We start from the raw sequence: 26234 nt of genomic DNA, 5'->3' as shown, positions 1-26234 counted from the left end.
TTGATCAAGCGACATGAAACTTTGTCACAGCAATATTTAAGCAATGTGAACAGGGTGAGTGGCCCATCGCGTGATGCGCTCGAGACGTGGACCGAGCGAAGCCCAAAGCTGTTGAGCCGCCCGCTCTCGCGCAGCCTGACGGTTTTTTGCCGACAAGGAACCTCGTTCGCATTTATTGACACTCACACGGTCAACCCCTGAGCGTCATTCCCTCGGCGCCTTCAAATCCCATCAAGCTCCATGTCAAAAGGACAATGTCATGGCTTCAACCGACAGCAAGCCCACCATCGATTACACCGTACGAACCGGTCCAGGTACCGTGCAAGTGGACCCCTCCACGGGGGCCGATCAAACCTGGAGCATCATTCTTCAGCCGGACGGCAAGATCCTCGTCGGCGGCGAAAGCTTCCAGACCGCCATTGGTTACCCAGGCTCGCCGGGCGATGAAAGCTACGGAACACGCGGCAGCTTCACGTCGGTGCGCCTGAACAGCGACGGCAGCCTGGACAGCAGTTTCAGCCAGGACGGGATTGCCCTCGTGCCCGCCAGCCTGGATCCGGAAGATGAGGCTTACTACGTCATGGCCGTGCAGGCCGACGGTAAAGTCCTGTCGGCGCAGCCTGGGCTTGGCGGTTTGAAAGTCGAACGCTTCAACGTCGATGGCACCCTGGACACCACGTTCGGCAAAGGCGGCGCCGCAGCCCTTGATGTACCGATCAGCACCGATGGAATGGCGATTTACGCCACAGCCGATGGTTCGGTGTACGTCAGCGCTCGCGGCACCTCGCAAGCCGTGGTGTTCAAGCTGGACAGCAGCGGTACGCCGGCGGAAAACTTCGGTGTCGACGGCACACTCGTCCTCAACCCGACCGGCTATTACGGCACCGGCAATATCGCCACCGTTGTGCAGCCCGACGGCAGCGTCTTGCTCGGCAGCTGGCTGTACGTGGGCTCCGAGGGGCCACACGACCCGGGCGATCCGGTGTATGCCGTTCAGCGACTTGCAGCCGACGGCAACCTGGATACCACGTTTGGCGTGGACGGCGTGGTGTACTTCGATACCGCGCTGGGGCTGGACTACCGCGCCGCGATGACCGTGCAAGCCGACGGCAAGATCATCATTGCCGGCGAGAGTCATGACAGTACCGTCTTCAACGTACTGCGGCTCAATGCGGACGGCTCCTTCGACACCTCCTTCAGCGGTGATGGCAAGCTCACCCTTCAGGTGCCCCAAGGCGACTCCGCCTATGCCCACTCGGCCATCGTTCAGCCCGATGGCAAGATCCTTATCGCCGGCGACGTGATCACTCGACTGAACGCCGATGGCAGCCTGGACACCACCTTTGGCAGCCAGGACGGCCAATACCACGTGGACGGCTCCAGCGAGGCCAATCACCTGATTGGCAACGACACGGCCGAGATCATTCGCGGCCTGGGCGGTGACGACGTGCTGCAAGGCGCCGGTGGCCGTGACGTACTGACAGGCGGAACCGGCGCAGACATTTTCCGCTTCGGCCAGATCGGCGACAGCTACCGCACCGCTACGGAAACCGGCAGCGACCGGATTCTGGACTTCGACGCCTCCCAGGACCGCGTAGACCTGATTGCGTTGGGTTTCACCGGCATTGGCGACGGCCACAATGGCACGCTGGCCATCCAGGCCAACGCTGACGGCACCCGCACTTACCTGAAAAGTTTCGATGCCAATGCCGACGGGCAGCGCTTTGAACTGGCGCTCGAAGGCAACCTGACGGGGCAGTTGAACAGCAACAATCTAGTGTTCACGGCCCCCACCGTCGAAGGAACGGCTGGCAAAGACGTGATCACGGGGAGTGCCATGTCGGAGGTCATCTACGGCCTGGCCGGTAACGACCGCATCGATGGCGGCAGAGGCTCGGATGTGATCATCGGGGGCGCGGGTGCCGACCTGCTGAGCGGCGGCGACGACCCGAACCTTTCAGTCAATGGCCGAGATGGCATCAATGACACTGACGTGTTCCGCTACACGGCAGCCAGCGACAGCTATCGTACCGACAGCCAGAGCTTCGTGGACCTGATTGTCCGGTTCGCCAACAACAACGACAAGATCGACGTGTCGGCGCTGGGTTACACGGGTTTCGGTGACGGTACCGGGACCACACTGAAAATGATCTATAACGACGACCTGGACCGCACCTACCTCAAGGACGTGGAAGCGGACGCTCAGGGCCATCGCTTCGAAATCGCCCTCACCGGCGACTGGACCCTGGACCTGCGCAACTCCGACATGATCTTTGCGCAGGCGCAGGAAGTGACCCTTGTGGGCATGGCCAGCGAGGCTGCCCTCGGCTAACAGGCGGGGTGCGACGAGGGGAACGGCTCATGCGCGTTCCCCTCGTTCAACGCTTAGAGGCGGTGACCCGCATCAACCCACTCGTTATAGGACTTCAAGATCCGCATCGGTGTAGCTGCAACCATCCAGCCGCCACTCCCGTCTACAGCCTTCGATTTCATGACCCCATGCTTCGGCTGCGCGTGCCCGCGAACACCAAACCTATGAGCCATCGGCGTGTCGTGACATGGATGACGCCACTGAATCAATGGGCCGTACGAATAATGACCTTACCGCACGCATGCCCGGTGGCGACTTTCTCCAGTGCGGCGCGGGTCTCTTCCAGGGTGAAGATCGAGTCGGTCACAACCTGCAATTGCCCTGCACTGAACTGCCGCACCGCCTCCGGGAGATACGGCGTGGCGCTGGCAAAGAACACGGCTTCGCCGGCATGGTCTTCGCGGGGTTCGATGTCGAACTCCACGAGGGTCGCAATCCGTCCACCCTTGCCGAGTACCGACCAGGAGCTTTCCAGGGTCGGGCCGCCGACCGTGTCGAGCACCAGGTCGATGTCACGCAGCGTGGTGAAATCCTCGGTGCGGTAATCAATCGCCTCGTCCGCACCGAGGCTTTTCACCCGCTCGATGTTGCGCGCCGAAGCCGTGGCGATGACATACGCGCCCGCCAGATGCGCCAGCTGCACCGCCATGGTGCCCACACCGCCCGCTGCCCCATGTATCAAGACGCGTTGGCCGGGCTTCAATTGCCCTACCTCAAACAACGCCTGCTGCGCGGTGCCGAAGGTCGTCGGCAACGCCGCCGCCTGCTCGAAACTCATGGAAGCCGGAATCAGACAAAGCTCGGTGGCAGCGATTATCAGCTGCCGGGCAAAGGCGCCACCCGCAGTGGGCGTGCTGCGGCCGAACACGCGATCACCGGGTTTCAGGTGGGTCACCTGCTCACCGACGCTGCTGACGATGCCGCTGAAATCGGTGCCCGGGGTGTATGGCATCTCAACGGGAAAGACCGGCTGCATGTACCCGGCGATGATCTTCAGATCGAGCGGGTTGACGCTGGCGGCCTCGACGCCCACCAGAACCTCGTCAACGCCTGGCTTGCTCAGATCGCGGTGGTGCAGCGTGACGACCTCAGGGCCGCCGAATACAGAAATGGACGCTGTTTTCATGATGGCTTTCTCTTCGTTGTTCAGGCTTGAGGGAATTGACCGAGTTGCAGGAACAGACCGAACCAGTCCTCCATGTGCCACGTGGTAACGACCCGCCCGTTCTCCAGTGCGTGAAACTCATGCAAACGGAAGCTCACCTGTTTGCCCGTGGCGGCGATGCCAAATAGCTCGCCGAGGTGGGTGCCGGTTATTTCAGCCCGTACGGCGACCTGACCAGGGGCCTGAACCATGTCGTGGATGACGATGCGCACATCCGGAAACGCGTCGGCGAGGCTGCGGATAATCGGTTTGATGCCCTCGGGGCCTGGGCCTTGCCCGGGTGCCAGGGGGATGTCATCCCAGTCGGCAGCCAGCACGCTGTCGACGAGGTCGGGATTGTTCTCGCTGAACGCGCGGTAGAGGGTCTCAACGGCCTGCCGTTCGGTTTGAAGGCGGGTGGCAAGTTCTGCGGTAGACATAAGGTTGCTCTCGGCTTGGGGTATGGCGAGAGTGTGAGCGCAGGGCTACCATCCGTATAACAAATGGCTCGTATATAGGTTTATTTGATTTATGGATTTTCATGGCATCGATCTGAACCTGCTTGCCGCATTCAATGCCCTGATGAACGAGCGCAACGTGACACGCGCCGCGACTCAGGTCGGCGTCAGCCAACCGGCCATGAGTGCCGCGCTTTCGCGCTTGCGCACGCTGTTGGGCGATCCGCTTTTTTTGCGCAGCCCTGACGGCCTCCTTCCAACGCCCCGTGCCCGTGAGTTGGGCCAACCTGTCGCCGAGGCGCTGAGCCAGATAAAAGCCGCCCTGGTGAAAATGCCTGACTTTGTCCCGGCCGATGCCGTGCTCACAATGAACCTTGGCTTGTCGGACTATCCCGCCTTCGTGCTGCTCCCCACGCTGCTGCAGACCTTGAGCGAACACGCGCCACACCTGTCGATCAACGTTCACGCAGTCAATGACCGCGACCATGCCGTGGACATGCTGGATGCGGGAGTGATTGATGCGGCAATCGGTGTATTGCCCAGCCATCAAGACGGTCGCATTTTCACGCGACCGATTCTGCGTGACGCTTTCGTCACCCTCGTCGCCCATGGCCATCCGGCAGCCCTGCGCGGCATGGACATGGACACTTACCTCTCGCTGCCCCATATACTGGTCTCGCCCGAGGGTGATCGACACGGCTTGGTGGATCAGGCGTTGGCTCAGTTGGGCAAGCAACGCACCCTGGCACTGACGCTGCCGCAGATGTTCGCGGTGCCGGCGATCATCGCCTCTTCCCGCATGACTGCCACCGTCCTGAAACGCATCGCCCTCAGCTCGCCGTCGGGAGGGAAATTGGTCCTGTTCCCGCCGCCGGTCGCGCTGCCGGAGATCACGTTTCATCTCATCTGGCATCGTCGTGGCAATGGGAATCCCGCTCAGGAATGGTTCAGGGGCATGATCGAATCGGTTGCATCGGGGTTTTGAAGACAGCTGCAGCCTGATACGGCGCGTCAACCCACCGGTAACCGACATGGCCAGTCACGGCCACTCCCAGGCACGCGGCCTCGATATTGGAACGGCGCGACTGCGAAACGTGCTTGAAAAGGAGGTTAACGGCCCGGCCCGACCATCGACAGGGCGATGGCCTTGCCGGGCGACGGGCCACAGCGCATCATGCGCGATTGTTTATTTCCCGGCGCAGACTATCGATGGCCCACCATCCCGCCCCATTTCCTTTCAACGAGGAAGAGCGTGTCCTCTCGCTCGAACACCTGGACGTGCTGGACAGTGCCAACGAAAAGGCATTCGACGACATCGTTCTACTGGCCACCACCTTGTGCGACGCGCCCATTGCGCTGGTGTCGCTGGTCGATCGGGAACGCCAGTGGTTCAAGGCCTGCGTGGGCCTCGGGGTGCAGGAAACCCATCGGGACCTGGCCTTCTGCGGCCACGCGATTCTTGATCCCGTGCAAGTGCTGGTCGTCGAAGACGCGGCCCTCGACCCTCGCTTCGCTTCCAGCCCGCTGGTGCTCGGCCCGCCTTTCATTCGTTTCTACGCAGGCGCGCCCATTGTCACGGACAGCGGCGTCGCATTGGGCACTGTCTGCGTGATCGACACGCGCGCCCGTCAGCTGAGCGAACGCCAATCCATCGCCCTCCAGGCATTGGCCCGGCAGGCCGCGGCGCTGCTGGAAGCCCGCTTGCTGAGCAAACAACATGAACGGCAGCTGGCGCAATTTCAGGATCAATTCCAGCAAGCCGAACAGAATCCGAGCGAAGTCACCCCGCTGCTGCAAAATTCCGGCTGCATCTCCTCGCTGGGCATGCTCACCGCAAGCATTGCCCATGACTTCAACAACCTGCTGCAGAGCGTCAGCGCTGCGTTTCAGTTGACCCGCCTGCGTTCCCGGAGGCCAGTGGACGTCGAGCGTTTCGCCGAGACCGGCCTGCAAGCCGTTGAGCAAGGCCGGCAGCTCATCAGTTATTTGATGTCGAGCGTGCGCGGTGACGGGCCTGAACTGATCTGCATCGATGTGACCGCACGCCTCCACGCCGCGCAGCCGTTGATGCGCCATTCGATGAGCGAAGGCATCGATCTTGACTTCGATCTGGCGGAATGGGGCTGGGGCGTCCTCTGTGTCGAAGCCCAACTGCACGCGGTCGTGATGAACCTGCTCAGCAATGCCCGTGATGCGCTGAAGGGTTCCGGCCAAATTCGCGTGTCCACCCGCTGGGTGCATGTGGAGGATGATCTGTCGCTGCAACAGGGCGACTACCTTGTGGTCAGCGTCAGTGACAACGGCCCAGGCATGCCTGCCGAGGTCGCGCGCCAGGTGTTCGAGCCTTTCTTCACCACCAAAGCGACAGGCGAAGGCACAGGGCTGGGGCTGGCTCAGGTAAAAGATTTCGCAATCAAATCGGGCGGTGACGCGCGCATCGAAACAGCGCCCGGGGCGGGGACGACGGTGAGTCTGTATCTGAGAATCCTGGGCTGTATCGCCGCGTCGGAAGCGGGTTGAGCGGTGTGCTGATTCGCTGAACAAATCATCAGGCGCCGACATTTTTTTTACATTCACGCGTTATAGTGGCGGCCCTTGTTGGGGAGTAGCCTGCTCTGGACCCCGTGTCACAGAGCGTTCGTGTCAACATTCTCGGCGGCCTGCCGTGGCACGAACACCTTCGGGTTGGCGAGACCAACGATGCATCCATGCCTAAAGTCGGGCGTGTGGCTGCGTCGTTGACTCATTGCCCGACTGGAACATAACCGTGAACCCGATTTCCCTCATCCTTCTTGCTTTGGCCATGTCCACGGACGCTTTCGCAGCGGCCATCGGTAAAGGCGCAAGCCTGCACAAGCCCCGTCTCATAGAAGCCTTGCGCACCGGCATCATCTTTGGCGTCATCGAAGGCATCACGCCCCTGATCGGGTGGCTGATCGGCCAGGCCGCCACGTCCTACGTCAAGAACTGGGACCACTGGATCGCCTTCACCCTGCTGGTGGTGCTCGGCGTGCACATGATCTACAACGGCCTCAAGCATGAAGACGCCGAAGAAGAAAAACCCAATCAGCACTCCTTCCTGATCTTGGCCGTGACCGCTTTCGCCACCAGCATCGATGCGCTGGCCGTGGGCGTTGGCCTGGCCTTCGTCAACGTGAATATCCTGGTGGCTGCCGCGGCCATTGGTGTCGCCACGACGGTCATGGTCACCATCGGCGTGATGCTGGGCCGCGTGCTGGGCACGATGGTGGGCAAGCGCGCTGAAATCATCGGCGGGGTTGTGCTGATGCTGGTTGGCGCGACGATTCTTTACGAGCATTTGTCGGCGGCGTAAGAAGGGAGAGAGGCGCGCCATTCCTTCATTGACGCTGCGAATGGTGTGCCCAAAGAGGATCGTCGTGTTTTTCAGTTTTGCCAGGAGCACTGCCCCTATGAACTGCCTGATCCGCAAGGCAACGGATAAGGACGCCACCGCCATCAGCCGCGTTATCGTGGCCGCCCTGCGCGAGTCCAATCGCCAGGACTATTGCGCCGCCATCATCGCGCAGGTGGAACTGAGTTTTTCCCCGTCGGCGATCCTGCGCTTGCTGGCGCAGCGGCAGGTATACGTGGCGACCCACGGCGAAGAAATCATTGCCACGGCGAGCCTCGATCAGGCCACCGTCCGCAGCGTATTCGTCGCCCCCGCCTGCCAAGGCCGAGGCGCCGGTCGCGCGTTGATGGCGGTGGTTGAATCAGCCGCCGCCATCAACGGCGTCAGTCAGTTGCGCGTGCCCTCTTCCATCACGGCCGAGGGCTTCTACCGGTCGCTTGGCTACTCAACCATTCGCGATGAATACCATGGCGAGGAGCGGACGATCATCATGGAGAAGTTGCTGGCGTTTCCGGCGTAGTCAGCGACGCCACACCCGCCCTTCTGCACTGACCACCCAGGGCGAGCGATCGGCAACAATCCGCACACCGCCGACCCAACGCTCTGCCGGATCAAGATCAAGCCCGTTCAAATCCCCGCGCACTACCCGCTCACCCTGCGCCGTCAGCCGTACAAGACGCTTGGGCCACTCGCTGCCCGGTTGTTCATGCAGCAGCGGTTGAGGTGCATCGATGAGAGGTCTCAGCAGCGCATGAAACATCATGTCGCCCAGATACGGCAGCGGCTCATAATTAAGCATCAAATGACCGAAGACCTTACCGGCGGGCATTTCGCCTTTCTCCGCGAGAATGCGCAGGATCAATCGCTGGGTCAGGCTCAAGCCATCCTCGACGCCGGGCAATTCTTGCAGCTGCCTCGCCAACGCGGGGCCGAGCAGCGGCAGCGCCGAATGGTGTTGCGCCGCGAGCTCGGCCCAGCGACTTGGATCGGGGGCGGTGTAGGCGGCCCATACCTGCCGGGCCAGTGCCAGGGCGTCCTCACCGATGGCGCGCCGCTGGGGCCAGAGCCAGGCGAGTACGTCCGGGTCGAGTTGCCCGATGCCGATGAATCGCTCGACGCCGGGCACCCGATTGATCTCGATCAGCTCCAGCCTGCGCGGCACGCTGGGCAAACTCGCCAGCAGTCGAACCAGAAACAGTTGATCGTAGGCATCGCCCTCGCACCACAGCACCAGTTCACTGTCGGCATTCAGGCGTGCCAACGCCTCACGCTGCATCGCCTGGCGCTGCTCGGCGTCACGGGGCGACAGTCCAAACGCCTGCTGGGCAAATGCGGCACGCACCGCCCAATACTCATCGTCGGGCAGCGCGGGCACCGGGCCCATGACCATGGGGTCGTCGAACATCTGGAACGACCCTGCAAAGCCGGCAACGCGAAGGCTACGCTCGATGTCGTTGCCGCAGCGCCAGTGCTGGACCTGTGCTTCACCCGTCGCCGCGAAGTCCGGATGACGGGCGGCAAACGCGACGGCGTCGGCATGGGCGATCAATTTGGGCCAACTGGCGAACCCCGCCTCGCGGGCCACCAGCCATTGGGTGTCGGCGAGCCGATAGTCCGGGCCCGACAGGCCCATCGCGCGCAGTTGCGTTCGGGCGTCGTCCGCTTCGTTGTTTTTCAGGGCTTTGAGAAGACGTTTTGCGTGCTTGCGCAGCGCAGGTAGATCGAGCAGACCGTGTTGACGGGACGCATTAGTGGCAGGCATGCCAACTCCTTACAGGGCTCGGTCCGCCGACAAGCCGGGAGCTGGAATGAATGATTGGGGAAACGCTTGCCTTGGGAAACCCCTTCGCGCGGACCGCAGGCGCAGCAGACGCCCGGAGGCCGACTTTAGCGGGAAGGTCTTGTGGATGCAAAGGTTGGCGCGGGAATTGGTGCGGGAATCGACTGGCATCACGCCGTGAGTGTTGCCCCACGGCGCGTGCATCCCTCGGTTTACTGCCCGTTCTCGCGTTCAGGCAAGGAAGGGCCTGACGTTATGTCAAACGAGCCCAATCTCCGGATGATCCTGAGCCACGCCTACCAGTGCCACCGACACAGCGTCCGCTGTCGTGGATGGGCTGGCCAACAACGTTGAGGCGTCGGCAAATACCATCGCTTTTGAAGGGAGACCGGCTTTGAAATCACCGTCCAGCACCAGTTCGAACCGATGCCCTTGCACGTCTGCGTCCAGGTCCTTCAGGTAAACCCGGGTGTGCTCGGCGTTGGTGGTGAATTTCAAGGTGCCGTCATGGCCGTCGCCAAATCCGGTAAAGCCGAGGCCCGAGACATCGATGGTGTCGTGAGCGGCATCGAAGTCGCCGATGCGGTCGGCATGGCTGGCAGTCGCTGTTCTGTAGCTGTCGGACACCGAGGCAAAGCGGAACAGGTCCGAACCTGCGCCGCCGAACAGCACGTCGGCATCGGCGCCGCCGATCAGGGTGTCGTTGCCGCTGCCGCCGAGCAATCGGTCATGGCCGGCGCCGCCCCACAGCAGGTCCGCGCCCGACCCACCGTTCAATGTGTCTGCCCCGTCCCTGCCATTGATGGAGTCGGCCTTGGCCGTGCCATCGAGGGAATCGCTGGCACTGCCGCCGTCGATGGCATTCAGCACGGGGTTGGTCCCGACGTGGTCACCCGCGCCTTGCAGCGATACCAAACCCTGCTGCAGATGAGCGAAGGTGTTGCCATAAACCGAATTGCTGCCTGACTGGCCGCTCTCCTCCGCCACGCCGAAAGTGCTTTTGTCGCCGCCCGTGATGATGTTGTCGGCGAAGGTGTTGTGGTCAGACGGATGAACCTTCCCGGAGACGCCGCCGCGATCGTCGAACGGCTGGATCAGCACTTCAGGAATGCCGGCTTTCTGCGCGTTCTCGTGAATCAGATTGCCGCGGACTTCGACGTCCGTGCTGCCATAGACACGCACGCCGGACGTGCCGTTGTGGTGAATATCCACGCCACTGATGTCAACGCCATTGGACAGCTTCACCAGCACGCCTTCAGCCGCGTTGCCGTAGACCTCGCCGCCTTCGATGGTGATGTGATACGGCGAGGGAATGTTTTCGCTGCCGCGCTGGACGACAATGCCACCGCCGCCATTGTCGCGGGAGACGTTGTTCAGCAGCGCCAGATCGTGGGTGGTCGTGACGATGTTGAAACCGTGGCGGTCATTGTCGTAGGCCAGGTTATTGCGAAATGTGCTGTCGATCAGGTAGTCGGCGACGAAGCCGTCCAGTCCGTTGCCGTGGGACACGCTGTTTTCGATGAGCATGTTCGCCGTGCGTTCGTGGGGGTCGAAGCCGTAGCCCGAGCAATCGCGAATCTCCACGCCGGACAGCGTGACATTGGAGTCCTGACCCGGCTGGCCCGGCAGAAAGCCGTTGTACCAGCCATCGACCTTGCCGCTGGTGGCATCCCGGTTGCCGTCGAGGGTGAGGTTGCTGACGCCGAAATCGTGGGTCGCCTCGCCGCTCGCCGAGCGGATGATGCCGGTGACCGCCTGATCGGTGCCGTCTGCCAGCTTGAGCACCGTGGCGCCCATGCCGTCGCCCTTGATGAACACGTTGCTTTTGAGCATCAGCGCGCCGTCGGCAGGCTTTCCGCCCGGGGTCAGGGTCCAGGTGCCTGCAGGAATATAAACATCACCGCCGCCCGCTTTTGCTGCCGCGTCGATGGCGGCTTGGATGGCCGCGGTGTCAGAGGTATGTCCATCGCCAACGGCGCCGAAATCCCGGACATTGAATTGCAGTGTCATAACGTGCTCCGTTTTGAATGAAGAGACGGGGGCAGTATGGGCATGCTGTGTGAAAGGCGGGTCATCTGACGGGACAGGCGACGAGCGGTGGGGTCGCGTGCGTTTCGTAGGACCGGCTTTAGCCGGGAAGGCGCCAGGTGATTCACCGCGCCATGTGCAGTGGTCACACCGGCGTCTTCCCGGCTGAAGCCGGTCCTACCGGGGATCGCGGTACCCGGGAAGTCCGCCATTCACCCGGCCTTCAATTCTCTATCCTGCTCAAACCGCTGCTGCAGCAAATGCCGCGCCGCACCGGCGTCGATGTAGCTCGCGATCAGTTCAGCCAGCTCAGGAGCCTTGAGTTTTTTGTTATCGCGACAGAACTGAATGAGCGGCAGCATCAGCCATCGTTTCTTCTTGTTGAGCACGACATCGGGCGCGAAAAACGAGCGTGAGGTCAGCTCGGGCAACGGCGCGTCGTCTTCAAGCTGAACAGTCAGGATGACGCCGTTGCCGAACTGAAGGTTGAAATCGGCGATATCGCGAGTAGCCAGCGGCTGCTTGAGGTTGGCGAATACCAGGTGATCCGGTGTCAGCAGCAGCGCGATCTTGTACGCACGCCTGAAAAGGCGCAACCCAAAGGGCAGCATGCAAATCATGATGAACAGAGCGATGCCGCCACCGACAAAAAACGGCTCTGGATCACGTCGTGCCACGCCTGGAAACAGCAGCGGTGCAAGCAGCAGGATCAATCCCCCCACCGCCAGCAGGCCACTGAACCCGAGCAGGATCTGACCCCGCAAGCGCGCCCCTTCGTGCAGTGCAACGTCGCCGGTTACGTTGTCGGCGTGGGTGCGCAACATCTCCACGATGGCGGCGTCCTGCTGCACGTGGTGGCTCAGATAATCGTCCGTCAGGCGGCTGCGCAACACCTCGGGCCGCGCGAAGTAGCGATCCATCGCCGCACAGGCTTGCGTTGCATCCAGGGGTCGCGTGCGTGCCCGTGCGCACGGCATCGTCGATGGACACCTTGAGAGACGCCACGCGCTCGCCGTTTGAAGGGTGGGTGTCTGACGGGTGGGGCAGCTGAGTTGCCATCTCTTCTTCCGGCAAGGTCAGCGGCAGCGCAGCCATCTCATGCAGAAGTGCCGTGGGCAGGTCCTGAACGGCGCTCTGCTCGGGGGTGACGTTAGTGGCTTGGGCGATATGAGTGGCCAGGCGGTCCTGAAGCAGCGGATCAATGGCGGAAATACGCACCAGGGCCGACGCGGCAGCCAGATTGCCCGCCAGCTGCGCACCGGCGGCATCGGCTTCCAGCTCGCGCACCCGGCTCCAGTGCATCACCGCGTGGTCGAAGCTTTCCATGAAATAGGCACCCAGCATGAACGCCGGGTGCAGGGTCGCCCGTTGCAGCCATTCGCTGTCCACCAGGGTCTGCCCGATCACCACCAAGCTGCGCTCGATGCCATGGTAAATCGGCACGAAGCGCATGCTGAACTCGGTGTCCGCGCCGGCAAAATGCCCCAGCTCGTGGCCGATGACAGCGGTGGTCTCGGCTTCATCGAGGATGCCCAGATACACCAGCGGCACATGCAGGGTGCGGCCCGTCAAGGTGGTGTTGGCCGGCGCCAGGGCGATGTCGCCGGAGGAGACGTAAAAGCCGGCGGCCATGCCCAACACGATGTGATCGGGCGGCAGTGCGCCCAGTTTCAGGGCCAGATCCTTCACGTAAGCCCAAAGCACCGGCGCCTGTTCGGCGGTGACGGCCTCTCCCATCACATCCATCGGCGTGGGCTGGAACATGTTGAGCATGACGCGCAACTGCGTGCCCATTTGCCAGATCGAATACAGGCAACCCGCGACAACTACCATGGCAGCGAACATGAATTTCATTTCGCCGGCGGACAATCGCCCGGCGTGCCAGAGATTCAGCGCCTCGAAGGCGACGATGGCGGCGATGGCAGCCCCCATGACCACCACATGCCCTACCAGAACGAAGGGCAGCAGTTTGGTCACACGGGTAAAGCCATGCAGCAGTTGTTCCCGCGAACGCATGGCGCGCCGGCCCGCCCAGTTAAGGCTCAGCAAGCCAAGCCCGCCCACCAGGGCAGCCAGCAATCCCAGCGCGATGACCCCTGTTGCGAGCCAGACCATGACGTTGCTCAGCGGCAGCAGAGTGTCCAGTTCGTCCTGCAACCCGGCGACGCGGGCCAACGCCTCGTTGACTTCCATTTTCTCGCCGTCGCCGACGTCGACCATCACTGGGCGCGAACCGCCTTTGGCGGCAATGGCTTGCAGCTCCGGACGCGCTTCATTGAGGTCAGCCTGATAGCCCGCGTAGACCTGGCGGTCCTCGCTGCTGCGTTGCAGCTCCCAGACCCCAAACAGGTTCAGCGCCAGCGGGAATAAAACCAGTACAGCGATGAGCTTCAGCTTTTTCATGGGGCGACCCTTTTCACAGCGCCGCCGAGTGCCATCCCTGGCGCGCGCCTGCTTCCCTGGACAAAGGGTCTGATGCCCTTTGCGTGCTTTACACAACCAAGGGATAACTCACCCTCGGTGCCGTTATCAGGTCCGGATTCAGCGACCCAGCAACACGGCCTGCATGCGTGTCTGCGCTTCCTGAACCACCTTGGCCTTGGCATTCAGGTCCTGCAACAGCGTGTTCAATTCAGCCTGGACCTTGGGGTCCGTCACTTGAATCACCGAGCCATTGATCTGGATCTGCGCCTTGTGAGCGTCGACGTAGTCCGCCACTTTGAGGCCCGATTCGAAGGTGCCATTGACTTGCGGCATGACGGTCAGGAGCGTGTTGGCCGGGACGGTCACCGTGCGATCGTAGGCGCTGTCATACACGGTTTTCAGATCGTCCGGCTGCTTGAGCTGGGCATGGGCGGCGTCAGCTTTCGCCAACTGTTGCTTGAGCTGTGCGACCAGATCGTTCACGCCGGTTTGCACCGTCTTGAGATCATCGCGGCGCTCAATCACGTCGCCCAATGAATGGAACGCGCCTTTCTGCACGAAGCCGTTGAGGGGTTTCATGCTGGCGTCCATACCACTGTTGAAGTCAGTGATCACGGCGTAGTGCTGGGTGTAATCGCCGAAAGACTTCGATTCTTCCGGTGTCAGTTTGGGCACGTGGACGCCCGGCTTGTCGATGATGCGGGTTTGCAGGAACTGCTTGAACGCGGCGCGCTGGTCAGGCTCGCTGCTGCCGCAGGCGGTCAGGAGCAGCGGCAGTGCGAGGGCGAGTAACCAATGGCGGCTGAATGAGACGGTCATTGTCGGGGAATCTCCAGGAAGTGAAAAAAAGCCGTTGGCAGAGAAATCTTGCTTCGGGGCGGTACAGCGTTCGGGTTCAGTCGGCAGTTTGTCGATGCCGATGAACCGTCTGTGAGCGTGATGCTAGATAGCTTACGCAAAAATAAATTCCCTTTGGATCCCATTATTTTGTAATTTTGCGAAATGTTACGCAGTCGGCGCAGTGCGTCCACATGAGCACTTGAACCCTGCACGCCGATCATTCTCAAATCCGCGCACACCCGCTCCGGGCTCAAGGAAGACAACATTCATGACACCCAACGCGTTTATCGCAGCCCCAGGCCCCCCAAGCCTGCACACAGGAACTCACCCATGATCGTCGGCATTGACCTCGGCACCACCAACAGCCTGGTCGCGGTATGGAAAGACGATGCCAGCGTGCTGGTGCCGAACGCGCTGGGCGAGCTGCTCACCCCCTCCGTGGTCGGGCTGGACGATGAGGGCCGGATTCTGGTCGGGCAAGCCGCCCGCGAACGCCTGCACACCCACCCTTCCCTGACCACTGCGTTGTTCAAACGGCACATGGGCAGCGCCCACCAGACCGCCCTCGGCAACCACGTATTCCGTCCTGAAGAGCTTTCAGCGCTGGTGCTCAGAAGCCTCAAGGAAGACGTCGAGCGCGCCTATGGCGAGACGGTCGTTGAGGCGGTCATCAGCGTGCCCGCCTATTTCAGCGATGCTCAACGCAAAGCCACGCGCATCGCGGGAGAACTGGCAGGCCTGAAGGTCGACAAGCTGATCAACGAGCCCACCGCCGCCGCGCTGGCGTTCGGCTTGCCGCAACACGGCAAAGAATGTTCTTTTCTGGTGTTCGATCTGGGTGGCGGGACGTTTGACGTGTCGATCCTCGAGCTGTTTGAGGGCGTGATGGAAGTCCGCGCCAGTGCGGGGGACAACTTCCTCGGTGGCGAAGATTTTGACCGGCTGCTGGCCGAGGCCTTCGTTCGCGCCCAGGCCGACCAGCCAGGCTTTCCCGCCCCCGAATCCATCGCCCACGCGCTGCATCGCGAAGCCCAGCGCCTGCGCATTGCCCTGGGCCAAGTCCGCAGCGACGCGTTCGTGCTGCGCGTGGACGGCCAGCAGTGGCAGCAAACCTTCACTCAAGAGGACATGGCCGCGCTGTATGCGCCGTTGCTCGAACGGCTGCGTAACCCGGTCGAACGCGCCATGCGCGACGCCAGGCTGCAGATCGGCGATCTCGACGAAATCCTGTTGGTCGGCGGCACCACGCGTATGCCACTGGTGCGCAAACTGGCGGCGGGCATGTTCGGGCGCTTCCCTTCGATTCAGCTCAACCCCGACGAAGCCGTGGCCCACGGTGCAGCGATACAGGCGGCGTTGAAATCCCGGGATGCGGCCCTGGAAGAAGTCGTGCTGACGGACGTCTGTTCCTACACCCTGGGTATCGAGGTTGCAGAACGGGTCGGCCAGCACCGTGAGTATGGGCACTATCTGCCGATCATTGAGCGCAACACCACCGTACCCGTCAGCCGGGTGAAAACCGTTTACTCCGCCGACGCAGGGCAAACCGGCGTGACGGTGCGCATCTTCCAGGGCGAAAGTCGTCTCGTGCGCGACAACATTCCTCTGGGCGAACTGGAGATTCCTCTTCCGCCCCACAACAAGGGCAACGTCGATCTCGACGTGCGCTTCACCTACGACAACAACGGCATTCTCGAATGTCAGGTCACGATTCCCGGCACTGGCGATGCGTTCGCACTGGTGATCGAAAACAACCCCGGCGTGCTCAGCCCTGAGGAAATTGCCGAGCGCCTGCAAGCGCTCGCTGCGCTCAAGGTGCATCCGCGCGATCAGCAGATCAATACGCTGTTGATGGCGCGCCTGGAGCATCTCTATCAAGAGAGCCTGGGCGAGCGCCGCGAACTGATCGGTGACTGGGCAAGCGCGTTTCAGCGCGCCCTCGACAGTCAGGACGAGCGCCTCATCCGGCAGACGCGCACGGAGCTGAACGAGCGGCTCAAACAGCTGGAACATGGCGGGTGGCAATGACCCATGGACACGACGTTCGATTGCTGGAAAATTCTCGACCTCCCTGCCCGCTCCGACGAGCGCAGTGTTAAACGCCAATACGCCAAGCTGCTGAAAATTACCCGTCCGGACGAAAACCCGGCCGCGTTCCAGCAACTGCGTGAGGCCTACGAGCGCGCGTTGCAACTGGCGCGCGACGGCGACGATGGCGTTGGCAGCGACGCTTCGTTTGTACAGGCTTCGGCAGCGCCTCTGGTGCAAAGGCCTGCGCCGGTCACCCGGCCGGTGGTGCGTTCCGCTCAGGAGCAGGCCGCCGAACTGCTCGGAACGTTCGACGATGCTGCCGTTGATCAGTGCTGGAATGAGGCGATCGCACGGAGCATCGAATCGACCGTCGAGACCCTGCTGTTCATACGTTGCGTACAGGCGCCGGACGCGCACCCGAACCTGCTGCATTGGGGCCTTGAAACCCGCCAGTGGCTGACGCCGTGGCAGCAGATTCGCCCGCGGGAGGCCGATCAGCAGCGGCTTGGCCATCTGCTCTCCATGGGGTTGTACCGCAGGCTGGAGCAATACATGGCGGCCGGCGAAGAAACACGCTTCATCGGGTGCCTTGAGCACCACAGTCGACAAGGCTGGCTGGGCGATTTAGCGCGTCGCCAGACGCTTCACGTGCAGGTGCTCGATCTGTTTCTCGAACATAAGCACTGGTCCCCCGCGTTGTTTCAAAGGATCCGGCAACTGTTCGCCTGGGACAGCGAGTCAGCCGTTGTCCCCATCGTTGATGAGCAATGGCACGCGCTGCTCTGGCGCTGCGAAGAGAAGAAATGGGTGGACGAATTGCGTGCGCTGGTGCGCCAGGGCGAGGAGCATCCCAACCCACGCGCCGATGCTGCTGCGCTGTTCCTGACGGGTTCGTCTGCGGAACGCCTGCAGGCACGCGTCGCGACATTCACCGAGGCTGACTGGCAGGCTTGCGAACAATTATCTGAGGACTTCACGAAGCGGTTTCCCGACTGGGCACGGAGGTTCCCGGACCACAATCCATGGTTCTGGCAAGCACTGGTGGGGCCGGAAAGTCCGCCCCACGTCACGCAGCGGGCGGGCATTGTTCTGACTATTACCCTCGCACTGAATGGCATACTCGACGTCCCCGCCCCTCTCCTGCTCTTGGTGGTCATATCGCCGCTCATCTTGATGACTGGGCTGCTACTCACGTACATGGGCAAGAAGCTGTATGAGCACTGGGTCAGATTCTCGGAGTACTTCTACGATGAGGATCAACGCTTCAGCGCATGGTGCGCACGCCATACACTGACGCGGAATCGGCGTTATCTGGTGATCCGCAACGGCGTACCGGTGCTGGCCCTGGCCTTTGTGCTCTGGAAATGGCTGGGACTTCTCGGGGTGGCCACCTACGTCATCACGGGCCTGATCGGCAGGCTGCAACCCAAAAGTGCAGTGCCAGTGGATCGCCAATATCGCTGGCGCAAGCCGCTGCAGGCGATCTACCGGATCGCCGGGCTCAGCCGTCTGCAGTGGCTGTTCTGCATCGTCATGGTGAGTGTGATTGCGTATGTGCAAATGGACATGCCCGGCACTCAGCTGACGCGAGGCACCTGAGACCGGGCCGCTTTCAGGAGAAGTCGCACGGAAGGGCCTGGCCGTAGAAAAAGAGGTCCCTTGACAGCGGTATCGCAGGACAACGCTACAGCCGAATGTCCTCCGGCCGCTGAATCAGTGCCTCGATCCGGGTGCCGGTGATCTGCTCTTCATTGGAAAACCCGTCGTACCGCGCCAGCTCGCCAAAACGGATGCCGGTGAGCGCCTCAATCTGGGTGACGCTGCGTCGATACGTCCTCAGTGCGCCAAACACCAGTTCCAGCTTGCCCAGCTCGCGAGTCTGGTCGATGACGTACGCGCTGGCCGAAGGCTTGCCGTCATTGCCAAGGAACGCGACGACTTTCCAGAAGGCCCGGGGGATTTGCACGCCCCGGTACAGCGGGTCGTCACTGCGCAGGACCGGCCCGGTAAACACCGTGGCCCGCTCTTTCCAGCGGCGGGTGTTGTCCAGGATGAAGTCTTCGAGCTCCAGCCAGGTTTTCTGGTTGAAGGCGGACATCTGCGGCGAGCAGTTGGTGAAGTGGAAGGTGTCCTGATTGGCGGTCTGCGCTTCGGCGCCCCAGTTGGGGTCCTGCCGGCGAACCAGATGGCCGCGATCAAGCAGGTTGTCGCGGTACAGATCGTCGCCAATCTGCGCCTCGACCGGCAGGCGACCGTCGTAGGCCCAGGGGTCCTGGCTCCGTACGATCTCGACGCTGCTGCCACCCTCGATGTTCACGCCCACATACAGCGCAATGCGCCGACTCCGGGACATGCTGATGGAGAAGTGGGTGTAATCCAGACGATTGCCCGGATTGCCCACCGGGAACACGTCGTCCGGCGTTGATGTCGTCGGCCAGGGCACGACGAATTCCCCGAGAAAATCGCCGCTGTAGCCTGACCGACCTTCCAGTTGCGACGCCGGCGTGACCCGTCCTTGGGGGGTTGATCGCAGCGCGGTGGCATGGGATGACGGATCGGCGGTGATGGGCTGAAGATCAGCAAGACGGGGGCGGTGGGCGAGATCCACCTGAGCGTTATGTGTGGGCATCCTGCTACCTCTTGATTGACGGGGGTCCGTCGGACGGGCCCGGTTTAACACCGAACACGATCATGTGCCGCCAAGTGTGAATATCACATGACCTGAGGGGGTATCGGCTAACGGTGGGTTCACAGCACGAATTGATGTTGACCGAGAGGGCCCCTTCCCGGCTGAAGCCGGTCCTACAAAAGCATCGTATGCGTGCAGTGGGATTGGCGGTGACCTTGACCGTAGGACTGGCTTTAGCCGGGAAGCCTTTGATCTGATCTAAATGCGCTTTTGATCTTGATCTTCATACACGGCGAGTGCAGACGACACCAGTCGCGACTTGGGTGCAGGCTGAACGCAGGTCTCGTGGAGTGGGCCGAGCCGCATGGATGCGGCGAGAGCGCCGTCAGGACATGGATGTCCGTTCGGCGCGGGCCCACGGAGCGGGACCGAAGTGAAGGAACCCCGACGCAGGAGGGGCCCAACCAGGAGCACAAGCCCTTGGTTACTTGGGGCTTTATCAAGTAACTCGCCGAAGGCGAAACAGTCTGCCCCCAGGCAGACGCTCTTGATCTTCCATCAGCCGCACCACTGCCGGCAATGGACAGCGAGCGTGAGTCGTCACGACCCAATCCTTGCTATCATCCGCCCCCGCGCGCACGAATGATCGAGAGCCCCGCCTCCGTTCGATACATGCGCCAAACGATCAGCTCGCAAAACCGGTTAACGCCCCAAGGGAACCCGAATGCAACACGTCACGTTGAACCGTTTCTACGCTGGGGTGCTCGCGCTGTTGCTGTGCGTCACCCTGCCCGCTTTCGCACAGGCCGCGGCGGCGCAGGTCGCGCCACAAACCGCACCGCAGGCCGCGAGCCAACCTGATGCAACGCCGGAAGTCGAGGCGCCAAGCCTGGATGACCTGAGCGAACAGCTCGACCAGATCCGGCAGAAAGTCACCGTCAGCGCCAACGATGACCTGCTGTCGAGCCTGCGCCAGGCCGCATTACAGGTGCAGAAGCAAGCCGATGATCTGATCGCCAAACAGGCGGTCGACATCGAGCACCTGAACGATCAGCTGAACATTCTCGGCCCGGTGCAACCGGACGAAGCGCCCACTCTGACCAGCCAGCGCAAGGCATTGACTGCCCAGAAAAACGCGCTGGTCAGCGACGAACGCCAGACCAATACCTTGAGTCAGTCGGCACGGGACCTGGCCACGCAGATCTTCAGCCTGCGCCGCAGCCTGTTCGACTCGCAAATCAGCACGCGCACGGCCAGCCCTCTCAGCTCGGCGTTCTGGTCGACCCTGATTCGCCCGACCGATGACGACCTCAGGCGCATGAACGGCCTGCTGGACGACGTCCGCAGCGTGTTCACCAGCGCACTGGCCCCCGGCAACCGGATGCTGTTTGCCAGCGTGGTGATCGGCGCGCTGCTGATCTGGGTGGTGGTGCGCCGCCTGCTGGAGAGCCTGCTGATCCGCCTGATGGTCCGCTGGCTGCCCGAGGGCCGTCTGCGCCGCAGCGCCCTGGCCCTGGCCGTCGGTCTTTCGACCGTGCTCACCATCACCACTGCCACTTCCCTGCTGCGCTGGGGCATCACCAGCAATGCAGTGCTGAGCAACGACGTGGTCAATCTCCTCGACCAACTGCAGACGCTGATCACCTTCTGCGCCTTCATCGTCGGCCTGGGCCGCGCGCTGTTGATGCTGCCGCACCCCTCGTGGCGCCTGCCGAAGATTCCTGACGAGATTGCCACGGCCATGGGCCGCTTTCCGCCTGTGTTGGCCCTGGCCCTGATGGTCATCGGCACCCAGGAGCGGATCAACAGCGTCATCGCCAGCAGCCTGGCGCTGACCGTCGCGGTCAACGGCCTGACGGCGCTGGCGGTTTCCCTGGTGTTTTTCTTCGGCCTGGTGCGCTACCGCCGCACCCGCCGCCGCTTTGCAATCGAGCGTCCGGGCGGCCTCGCCGGGTTGATCCCCTTCGTCGTCGCGGTGTGGGTCGGATTGAGTTTGCTGGCGTTGCTGAGCGGGTACCTGACGCTGGCCTACTTCCTTGCGGTCAAGCTGCTCTGGATGAGCGTGGTGGCATCGACCGCCTACCTGCTGGTGGCGTTCTTCGGCGACGTCTGCGAAACCCTCCTGTCGCCCAAGCAACCGGGCGGCATGGCACTGGGTTCGGCACTCGGCCTGTCCCCGCGCCATCAGGCCCAGGCGAGCACCATTCTGGCGGGCGTAGGCCGCAGCTTGCTGTTGCTGGCCGCCGTGCTGCTGGCCTTTCTGCCCTCGGGTTCAAGCCCGGGCGAGTTGCTCGAAAGCTTCACCCAGATGGAAGTCACCAACAAATCCCTGGGCAACCTGAACATCGTTCCAAGCGACATTCTCATGGCACTGGGTTGCCTGGTACTCGGCATGCTGGGCGTGCGCGTGCTGAAAGAATGGTTCGGCGAACGGCTGCTGCCGGAAACCAACATGGACGCCGGCATGCAGGCGTCCCTGGTGACCCTGATCGGCTACATCGGGTTTGTGCTGGTGATTGCGGTGGTGATGTCCACCCTGCACATCAGCCTGACCAACCTGACCTGGGTAGTGAGCGCCCTGTCGGTGGGGATCGGTTTTGGTTTGCAGGCCATCGTGCAGAACTTCATCTCGGGCTTGATTCTGCTGACCGAGCGGCCAGTCAAGGTCGGGGACTGGGTGAGCCTGGCGGGGGTCGAGGGCGATATTCGCCGGATCAACGTGCGTGCCACTGAAATCCAGATGTCCGACCGCTCCACGGTGATCGTGCCGAACTCGCAGTTCATTACTCAGAACGTGCGCAACGTGACCATGGGCAACGCGCTGGGCGTGGTCGGGATTTCCCTGACGCTGCCGCTGGAAACGGATGTCCTGCAGATCCGCGAACTGCTGTTGCAGGCGTTTACCGAGCACGAAGCCGTCCTCGATACGCCAGCGCCTTCGGTCACCTTCAAAGACCTGACCAACACCGGCCTGATCATCAGCGCCAGCGGTTACGTCAACAGCCCGCGCTCGGTCGGCAGTGCCCGAAGCGACCTGTTGTTTACCGTGCTGGGCCGCCTTCGGGAAATGGGCATCGCGTTGTCCGCACCGCAGAGCATGGTGTTGATCAACGACGGGCTGAGCAAGGAGCAACCGCCGGCAGCCGCTGATTGATCACCCCGCCCATTAAGACACGCGGCGCGCCAGTCGACCCTTTAATGACTGTCGCGCCGCGCGAGCACCGGAATCAGCTCACGTCTTTGTTCGGGTCTTCAGCATGGGCCCAACGGTAATCCAGACGCGGCGCAAACACTTTGATCCGGCGTTTGATCTTGATCAGGATCGGGTCATGCACGGGCTCCGGGTCTTTCAGGAAGGCGGTCAGCACGGCGCTCAGTGCGTACAAGCCGCAGAACGCCCAGACCACCCCTTCAATGCCGTAGCTTTCATTGAAAATCGCGACCACCGCCGGGCCCACCCATGTGGACGCCCCTGCCCCCAGGCTTAGCACCGACAGCGCGGCGGCTTTGTTATTCGGCGCCAACGCGGGGGCGAGTGCAGACAGCGGGACGAAACACGCCAGGGTCAGGCCGTAAAAGGCACCGAAGATCGAAGCGATCAGGAAATCGTGGGGAAACGCCTGGGGCATAAAGAAGAACAACGGCGTGCTGATCGTGCTGCCCACCGCGCCGAACCACAGAATCGTGTTGCGATAGCCAATCTTGGTGCTGATCACGCTTGAGCTCAGATTACCGATGATGTTGAACACGAAGACGATGGTCAGCAGGCGTAGCCACTCTTCCAGGGTGAAGCCGACGGTGTGCATGAAGAACCCGGGCATGACCACCAGAAAACCGAACATCGACGAGGTGTTGATCACCCGGACGAGGGCGGCCAGCGAGACTTTCGGACGCGTCCACATGATGGTGATGTTCTTCGCCATCGACACCATCGGCCGCTCACCCTCGGGCGCCAGTCGACGCATGCCGTGGGCTTCACGCATCCCGATCAGACCAATCGCGCCGCCGATGACCACCAGAGCAAAGGACAACCAGAAGGTCTGCAATGCGCCGATCAGCGGGATGGCGGCGCTAGCCACCAGAGAACCCAGCATCGGCAGGCCCGCAGCGTAAGCCACCCAGAACCAGCCCACGGCCATGCCCATTTTGCGGGACGGCGTTGACGCTGCGATCCACACCAGAAAGCCGTAGGCGAACAATGGATAACCGAAACCGCGCAGGCCGTAGGTCAGGAGAATCATCGAGTAGCTCAGTTCCTGCAATCCGTAGATCAGGAACAGCACTTCAAACACGCTCCAGATGACCAATCCCAGGAACATCACCCGTTTCGGGCCCCAAATATTGGAGAGCGCACCGGCGAGCCAGGAGGAAATCCCGACCGTGACGCCGTAGAGGGTGAAGATCATGGCGATTTCGTCGCCGGGCATGCCGCGTTCACTGAGAAAGGGCGAGAGGTATCCGAGTTCTACGCCATCGCCGATCATGAAGATCAACAGACCGACAAAGCCCCAGAACATGGGATAGGGAATTCCGACTTTTTCGCAGAATCGTGAGAGTGGAGTGTTCGGAGTGGATTGATCGCTCAATTTTCCGTTCCTTTTTTGCTGCACGGCGTTTGGTTGCGCCGAATGAATGGCCTCGATGAGGTTGAAAGGCAGAGGGGGTGGCACAGATTTCCGCTTCGGGCAGCGAGCAAAACTGGCTTGATGGGTAGCGCGCGGGGGTCGGACGTGACAGCAGCTATCGTCGACCCATTAATCTATGTTTTTTTTAGATTTTCGAGCCCGAAGCCCGCTTTTTATGCCAGATGAATCGATTAAGCACAACCGAGCCGGGCTGCCTTGGGTGCGACAACTTGCCCGGTTGTGTCGTCTGAGGGGTAGAGGGACCGGGCGGTCGGGTGTTGCAAATTGTGTATGAAAATAACTGCATCTTTTTTTGCAGGATGGCTCTATTCCGCTCTTCTCGGCGATGTTTGGTCAGAAAACCGCTGCCCTTTATGCAGCCGCTGTCGAGCGGGCGGCCAGCGAAATGCTGATCATATTTGCCTGTCAGCCCATCGCTGGCCACCTGTTCAGACCGAATCCGCCGACCGTGCCGCGAAGTCTCGGTACCCGTGAAGTTCGCGCCCCAGGATCTGCTTCAGGCGCGCTACGTCACCGTTTTCCGGGATCATCCCGTCGCTGACAAACCGCTGGGCCATCAGGCGCATTTCATACGCCATCCACCTGGGCATGAAGCTCGCGACGTTCTGTTCGAACCCCGACGGATCATCCCCCCCATAAACGACCGGACGTCCGAGGACTTGCGTCCAGATCGCGGCAACCCCCTCGCCCGTCAGCGTATCCGGGCCGACCAGGTTGATGATTTCGATGGGCAGCCCATCCGACGCCTGATCGCGGCGGATCAGCTCGATGGCCGCCACTTCGGCGATGTCGCGGGCATCGACCATGGCGAGGCCCTTACTGCCAATCGGCATCGGATACACGCCGTGCTCGAAGATGGCTTCCTTGACCATTTCATCGTTGTCGATGAAGTAGGTCGGACGCAGGATCGTCGCATTCAAGCCCATCTGTTCAATCATCCGCTCAGCGCCTGATTTCACCGCGAAATGCGGCACATCGACGAAGCGGTCAGCGTGGATGACCGAGAGGTACACGACGCGGCTGACGCCGGCCTCCTTCGCGATGTTCAGGGCGATCAGCGCCTGGGTGAACTCGTCGGGCGCCACTGCGTTGAGCAGGAAGAACGTAGAGACGCCGACGAACGCACGACGAAGGGATTCGATGTCGAGCATTTCGCCCTGAACGACGTCCACCTGCGAAGGGAAATGAGTGCTGGACGGGTCGCGCACGAGAACACGAACGTGCGCATTACGCTTGAGGAGCTGCTCAACGACTTTGCTGCCGACGCGGCCGGTAGCGCCTGTTACGAGAATGGTCATGGTGGTTCACCGATATGGGTTTGACTGGAGACACCACTATCGATGGATCACGAATGAGCCGCTAGACGCCGAAATTAGACACGGCGTTCCATGTATGGAACAGTCACTCCCAGTTCGGCCCTTGCGTTCTGCGACTGGCGTGTTCACTCATCTCTAAGCTGTCCCTTCGTTACAGGTGAACCATGGATTTGCTTGCCCTCGCTGATTTCAATCTCGTCGCCCGCCATGGCGGGTTCGGCCGCGCTGCACGTGCCGCCGAGCGGCCTAAAGCAACATTGTCACGTAGGGTCGCGGAGCTGGAACGCAGCCTGGATTTGCGTCTGTTCGAGCGCGGCGGGCGCACGCTGAAGCTGACCGAGGAAGGCCGCGCGCTGTTCGAACGAACGGCGGCATTGCTCACCGAACTTGACGAGACGGCGGCGGCGATCGCCTCGGGCGGGGCGCGACCACGGGGTAAATTGCGCATCAGCGCCCCGCTGTTTTTTGCCCAGACCGCCATGGGCAAGCTCGCGGCAGGCTTTGCACTTGAACATCCGCACGTACGGCTCGAAGTGACCACCGAAGACCGCTCCGTCGACATGATCGAAGAAGGTTATGACCTGGTGATTCGGGTCAATCCGGACGTCGACGAAAGCCTGATCGGCCGTATCTTCATGCACGACCGGCTGGTCGTCGTTGCGAGCCCTCACCTTGACCGCCCTGCCCCCGACGTCCCGGTAGCGGCGGTGACGAGAGGGCCCGGCGACCGCATGCTCGTTTGGGATATCGCTTCTCCCACCGGCCGAACCTGCATGACCATAGACCCGGTACTCAGTCTGTCTTCGCTGGTCATGGTGCGCGATGCCGTCCTGGCGGGCGTGGGCGTAGGTCGCTTGCCGGTTTCACTAGTGGGCCAGGACCTACGCGACGGAACGCTGGTGCACTGGGGCGATATTGACGCACCGGACGTCGCCCTGTGGGCCCTGTATCCGTCGCGACGGTTATTGAGCGCGCGGGTGTCGGCGTTTCTCGATTATCTGCGACGGGCGTTTCCGAACGGCGCGCCCGAGGAGCTGGCGGCGTTCATGGCGCGGTGACAGGACGCGTGGTCAAAAGCCGATCTTCGTTCCTGGCGGATGCGGCGCTGGAAAAACTCGGGCGGGTTTGAATAGAAAGTGACCGCAGCAATACCACGCGCACCGGGTGGGACCGGCTTTAGCCGGGAAGGCCTCA

At 61.9% G+C, this 26234-nt stretch carries 17 protein-coding genes and 1 pseudogene; 9 read left to right on the top strand and 9 right to left on the bottom strand.

Annotated features, from left to right (window positions below; genetic code table 11):
- The first annotated feature begins 259 nt into the window (after positions 1-259).
- The gene (locus tag ABEH28_RS02995; RefSeq protein WP_346629055.1) at positions 260-2332 is read left to right on the top strand and encodes a calcium-binding protein; all 2073 of its coding nucleotides are present in this window, start codon (positions 260-262) and stop codon (positions 2330-2332) included.
- Between the two features lie 244 nt (positions 2333-2576).
- Here the strand turns inward: ABEH28_RS02995 and ABEH28_RS02990 are convergent, their stop codons facing one another.
- Together ABEH28_RS02990 and ABEH28_RS02985 are read right to left on the bottom strand one after the other, a co-directional pair.
- Positions 2577-3497: an NADP-dependent oxidoreductase gene (locus ABEH28_RS02990; protein WP_346629054.1), complete on the bottom strand. Its 921-nt coding sequence runs from the start codon at positions 3495-3497 to the stop codon at positions 2577-2579.
- Positions 3498-3517: 20 nt separating this feature from the next.
- Positions 3518-3955, bottom strand: a complete 438-nt coding sequence (locus ABEH28_RS02985; protein ID WP_282372030.1) for an ester cyclase — start codon at positions 3953-3955, stop codon at positions 3518-3520.
- 91 nt (positions 3956-4046) lie between these two features.
- Here ABEH28_RS02985 and ABEH28_RS02980 point away from each other — a divergent pair, with 91 nt between their 5' ends.
- The 4 genes from ABEH28_RS02980 to ABEH28_RS02965 all read left to right on the top strand — a co-directional run bounded on the left by ABEH28_RS02980 (position 4047) and on the right by ABEH28_RS02965 (position 7866).
- Positions 4047-4958 carry a LysR family transcriptional regulator gene (locus ABEH28_RS02980; protein WP_346629053.1) on the top strand — a complete coding sequence of 304 codons (912 nt, stop codon included), beginning with the start codon at positions 4047-4049 and terminating at the stop codon, positions 4956-4958.
- Between the two features lie 224 nt (positions 4959-5182).
- On the top strand, positions 5183-6493 hold the full coding sequence (locus ABEH28_RS02975) for an ATP-binding protein (RefSeq protein ID WP_346629052.1): 1311 nt from the start codon (positions 5183-5185) through the stop codon (positions 6491-6493).
- 247 nt (positions 6494-6740) lie between these two features.
- Positions 6741-7307: a manganese efflux pump MntP gene (gene mntP, locus ABEH28_RS02970; protein ID WP_346625804.1), complete on the top strand. Its 567-nt coding sequence runs from the start codon at positions 6741-6743 to the stop codon at positions 7305-7307.
- A gap of 97 nt (positions 7308-7404) precedes the next feature.
- Positions 7405-7866: a GNAT family N-acetyltransferase gene (locus ABEH28_RS02965; RefSeq protein WP_346629051.1), complete on the top strand. Its 462-nt coding sequence runs from the start codon at positions 7405-7407 to the stop codon at positions 7864-7866.
- Here the strand turns inward: ABEH28_RS02965 and ABEH28_RS02960 are convergent, their stop codons facing one another.
- The 4 genes and pseudogenes from ABEH28_RS02960 to ABEH28_RS02945 all read right to left on the bottom strand — a co-directional run bounded on the left by ABEH28_RS02960 (position 7867) and on the right by ABEH28_RS02945 (position 14397).
- Positions 7867-9108, bottom strand: coding sequence for a DUF1835 domain-containing protein (locus ABEH28_RS02960; protein ID WP_346629050.1), 1242 nt, complete (start codon positions 9106-9108; stop codon positions 7867-7869).
- Between the two features lie 276 nt (positions 9109-9384).
- Entirely contained in the window at positions 9385-11130 is a 1746-nt protein-coding gene (locus ABEH28_RS02955) for a right-handed parallel beta-helix repeat-containing protein (protein WP_346629194.1), read from the bottom strand.
- A 236-nt stretch (positions 11131-11366) separates the two neighbouring features.
- Positions 11367-13557, bottom strand: a pseudogene (locus ABEH28_RS02950) (M48 family metallopeptidase).
- 138 nt (positions 13558-13695) lie between these two features.
- Positions 13696-14397 (bottom strand): DUF3053 domain-containing protein, encoded by a 702-nt coding sequence (locus ABEH28_RS02945; RefSeq protein WP_192173482.1) that lies wholly within the window; start codon positions 14395-14397, stop codon positions 13696-13698.
- A 351-nt stretch (positions 14398-14748) separates the two neighbouring features.
- Between ABEH28_RS02945 and ABEH28_RS02940 the strand changes: the two genes are divergently transcribed.
- Together ABEH28_RS02940 and ABEH28_RS02935 are read left to right on the top strand one after the other, a co-directional pair.
- Positions 14749-16446 (top strand): molecular chaperone HscC, encoded by a 1698-nt coding sequence (locus tag ABEH28_RS02940; protein WP_346629049.1) that lies wholly within the window; start codon positions 14749-14751, stop codon positions 16444-16446.
- A 3-nt stretch (positions 16447-16449) separates the two neighbouring features.
- Complete coding sequence (locus ABEH28_RS02935) at positions 16450-18048, top strand: J domain-containing protein (protein WP_346629048.1); 1599 nt, start codon at positions 16450-16452, stop codon at positions 18046-18048.
- A gap of 85 nt (positions 18049-18133) precedes the next feature.
- Here the strand turns inward: ABEH28_RS02935 and ABEH28_RS02930 are convergent, their stop codons facing one another.
- Positions 18134-19078 carry a DNA/RNA non-specific endonuclease gene (locus ABEH28_RS02930; RefSeq protein WP_346629047.1) on the bottom strand — a complete coding sequence of 315 codons (945 nt, stop codon included), beginning with the start codon at positions 19076-19078 and terminating at the stop codon, positions 18134-18136.
- A gap of 724 nt (positions 19079-19802) precedes the next feature.
- Between ABEH28_RS02930 and ABEH28_RS02925 the strand changes: the two genes are divergently transcribed.
- Positions 19803-22232, top strand: coding sequence for a DUF3772 domain-containing protein (locus tag ABEH28_RS02925; protein WP_346629046.1), 2430 nt, complete (start codon positions 19803-19805; stop codon positions 22230-22232).
- Positions 22233-22305: 73 nt separating this feature from the next.
- On the opposite strand, the gene ABEH28_RS02920 is transcribed toward ABEH28_RS02925, so the two are convergent.
- Both ABEH28_RS02920 and ABEH28_RS02915 read right to left on the bottom strand, forming a co-directional pair.
- Positions 22306-23664: an MFS transporter gene (locus ABEH28_RS02920; RefSeq protein ID WP_213016797.1), complete on the bottom strand. Its 1359-nt coding sequence runs from the start codon at positions 23662-23664 to the stop codon at positions 22306-22308.
- Positions 23665-24152: 488 nt separating this feature from the next.
- The gene (locus ABEH28_RS02915; RefSeq protein ID WP_346629045.1) at positions 24153-25022 is read right to left on the bottom strand and encodes an NmrA/HSCARG family protein; all 870 of its coding nucleotides are present in this window, start codon (positions 25020-25022) and stop codon (positions 24153-24155) included.
- Between the two features lie 182 nt (positions 25023-25204).
- On the opposite strand from ABEH28_RS02915, the gene ABEH28_RS02910 reads away from it, so the two are divergent.
- Positions 25205-26098, top strand: a complete 894-nt coding sequence (locus tag ABEH28_RS02910; RefSeq protein ID WP_346629044.1) for a LysR substrate-binding domain-containing protein — start codon at positions 25205-25207, stop codon at positions 26096-26098.
- Positions 26099-26234: the final 136 nt, after the last annotated feature.

Source organism: Pseudomonas sp. Ps21-P2, from assembly GCF_039672565.1.
GTDB lineage: Bacteria > Pseudomonadota > Gammaproteobacteria > Pseudomonadales > Pseudomonadaceae > Aquipseudomonas.
This window is presented reverse-complemented; position numbering and strand designations above follow the sequence as displayed.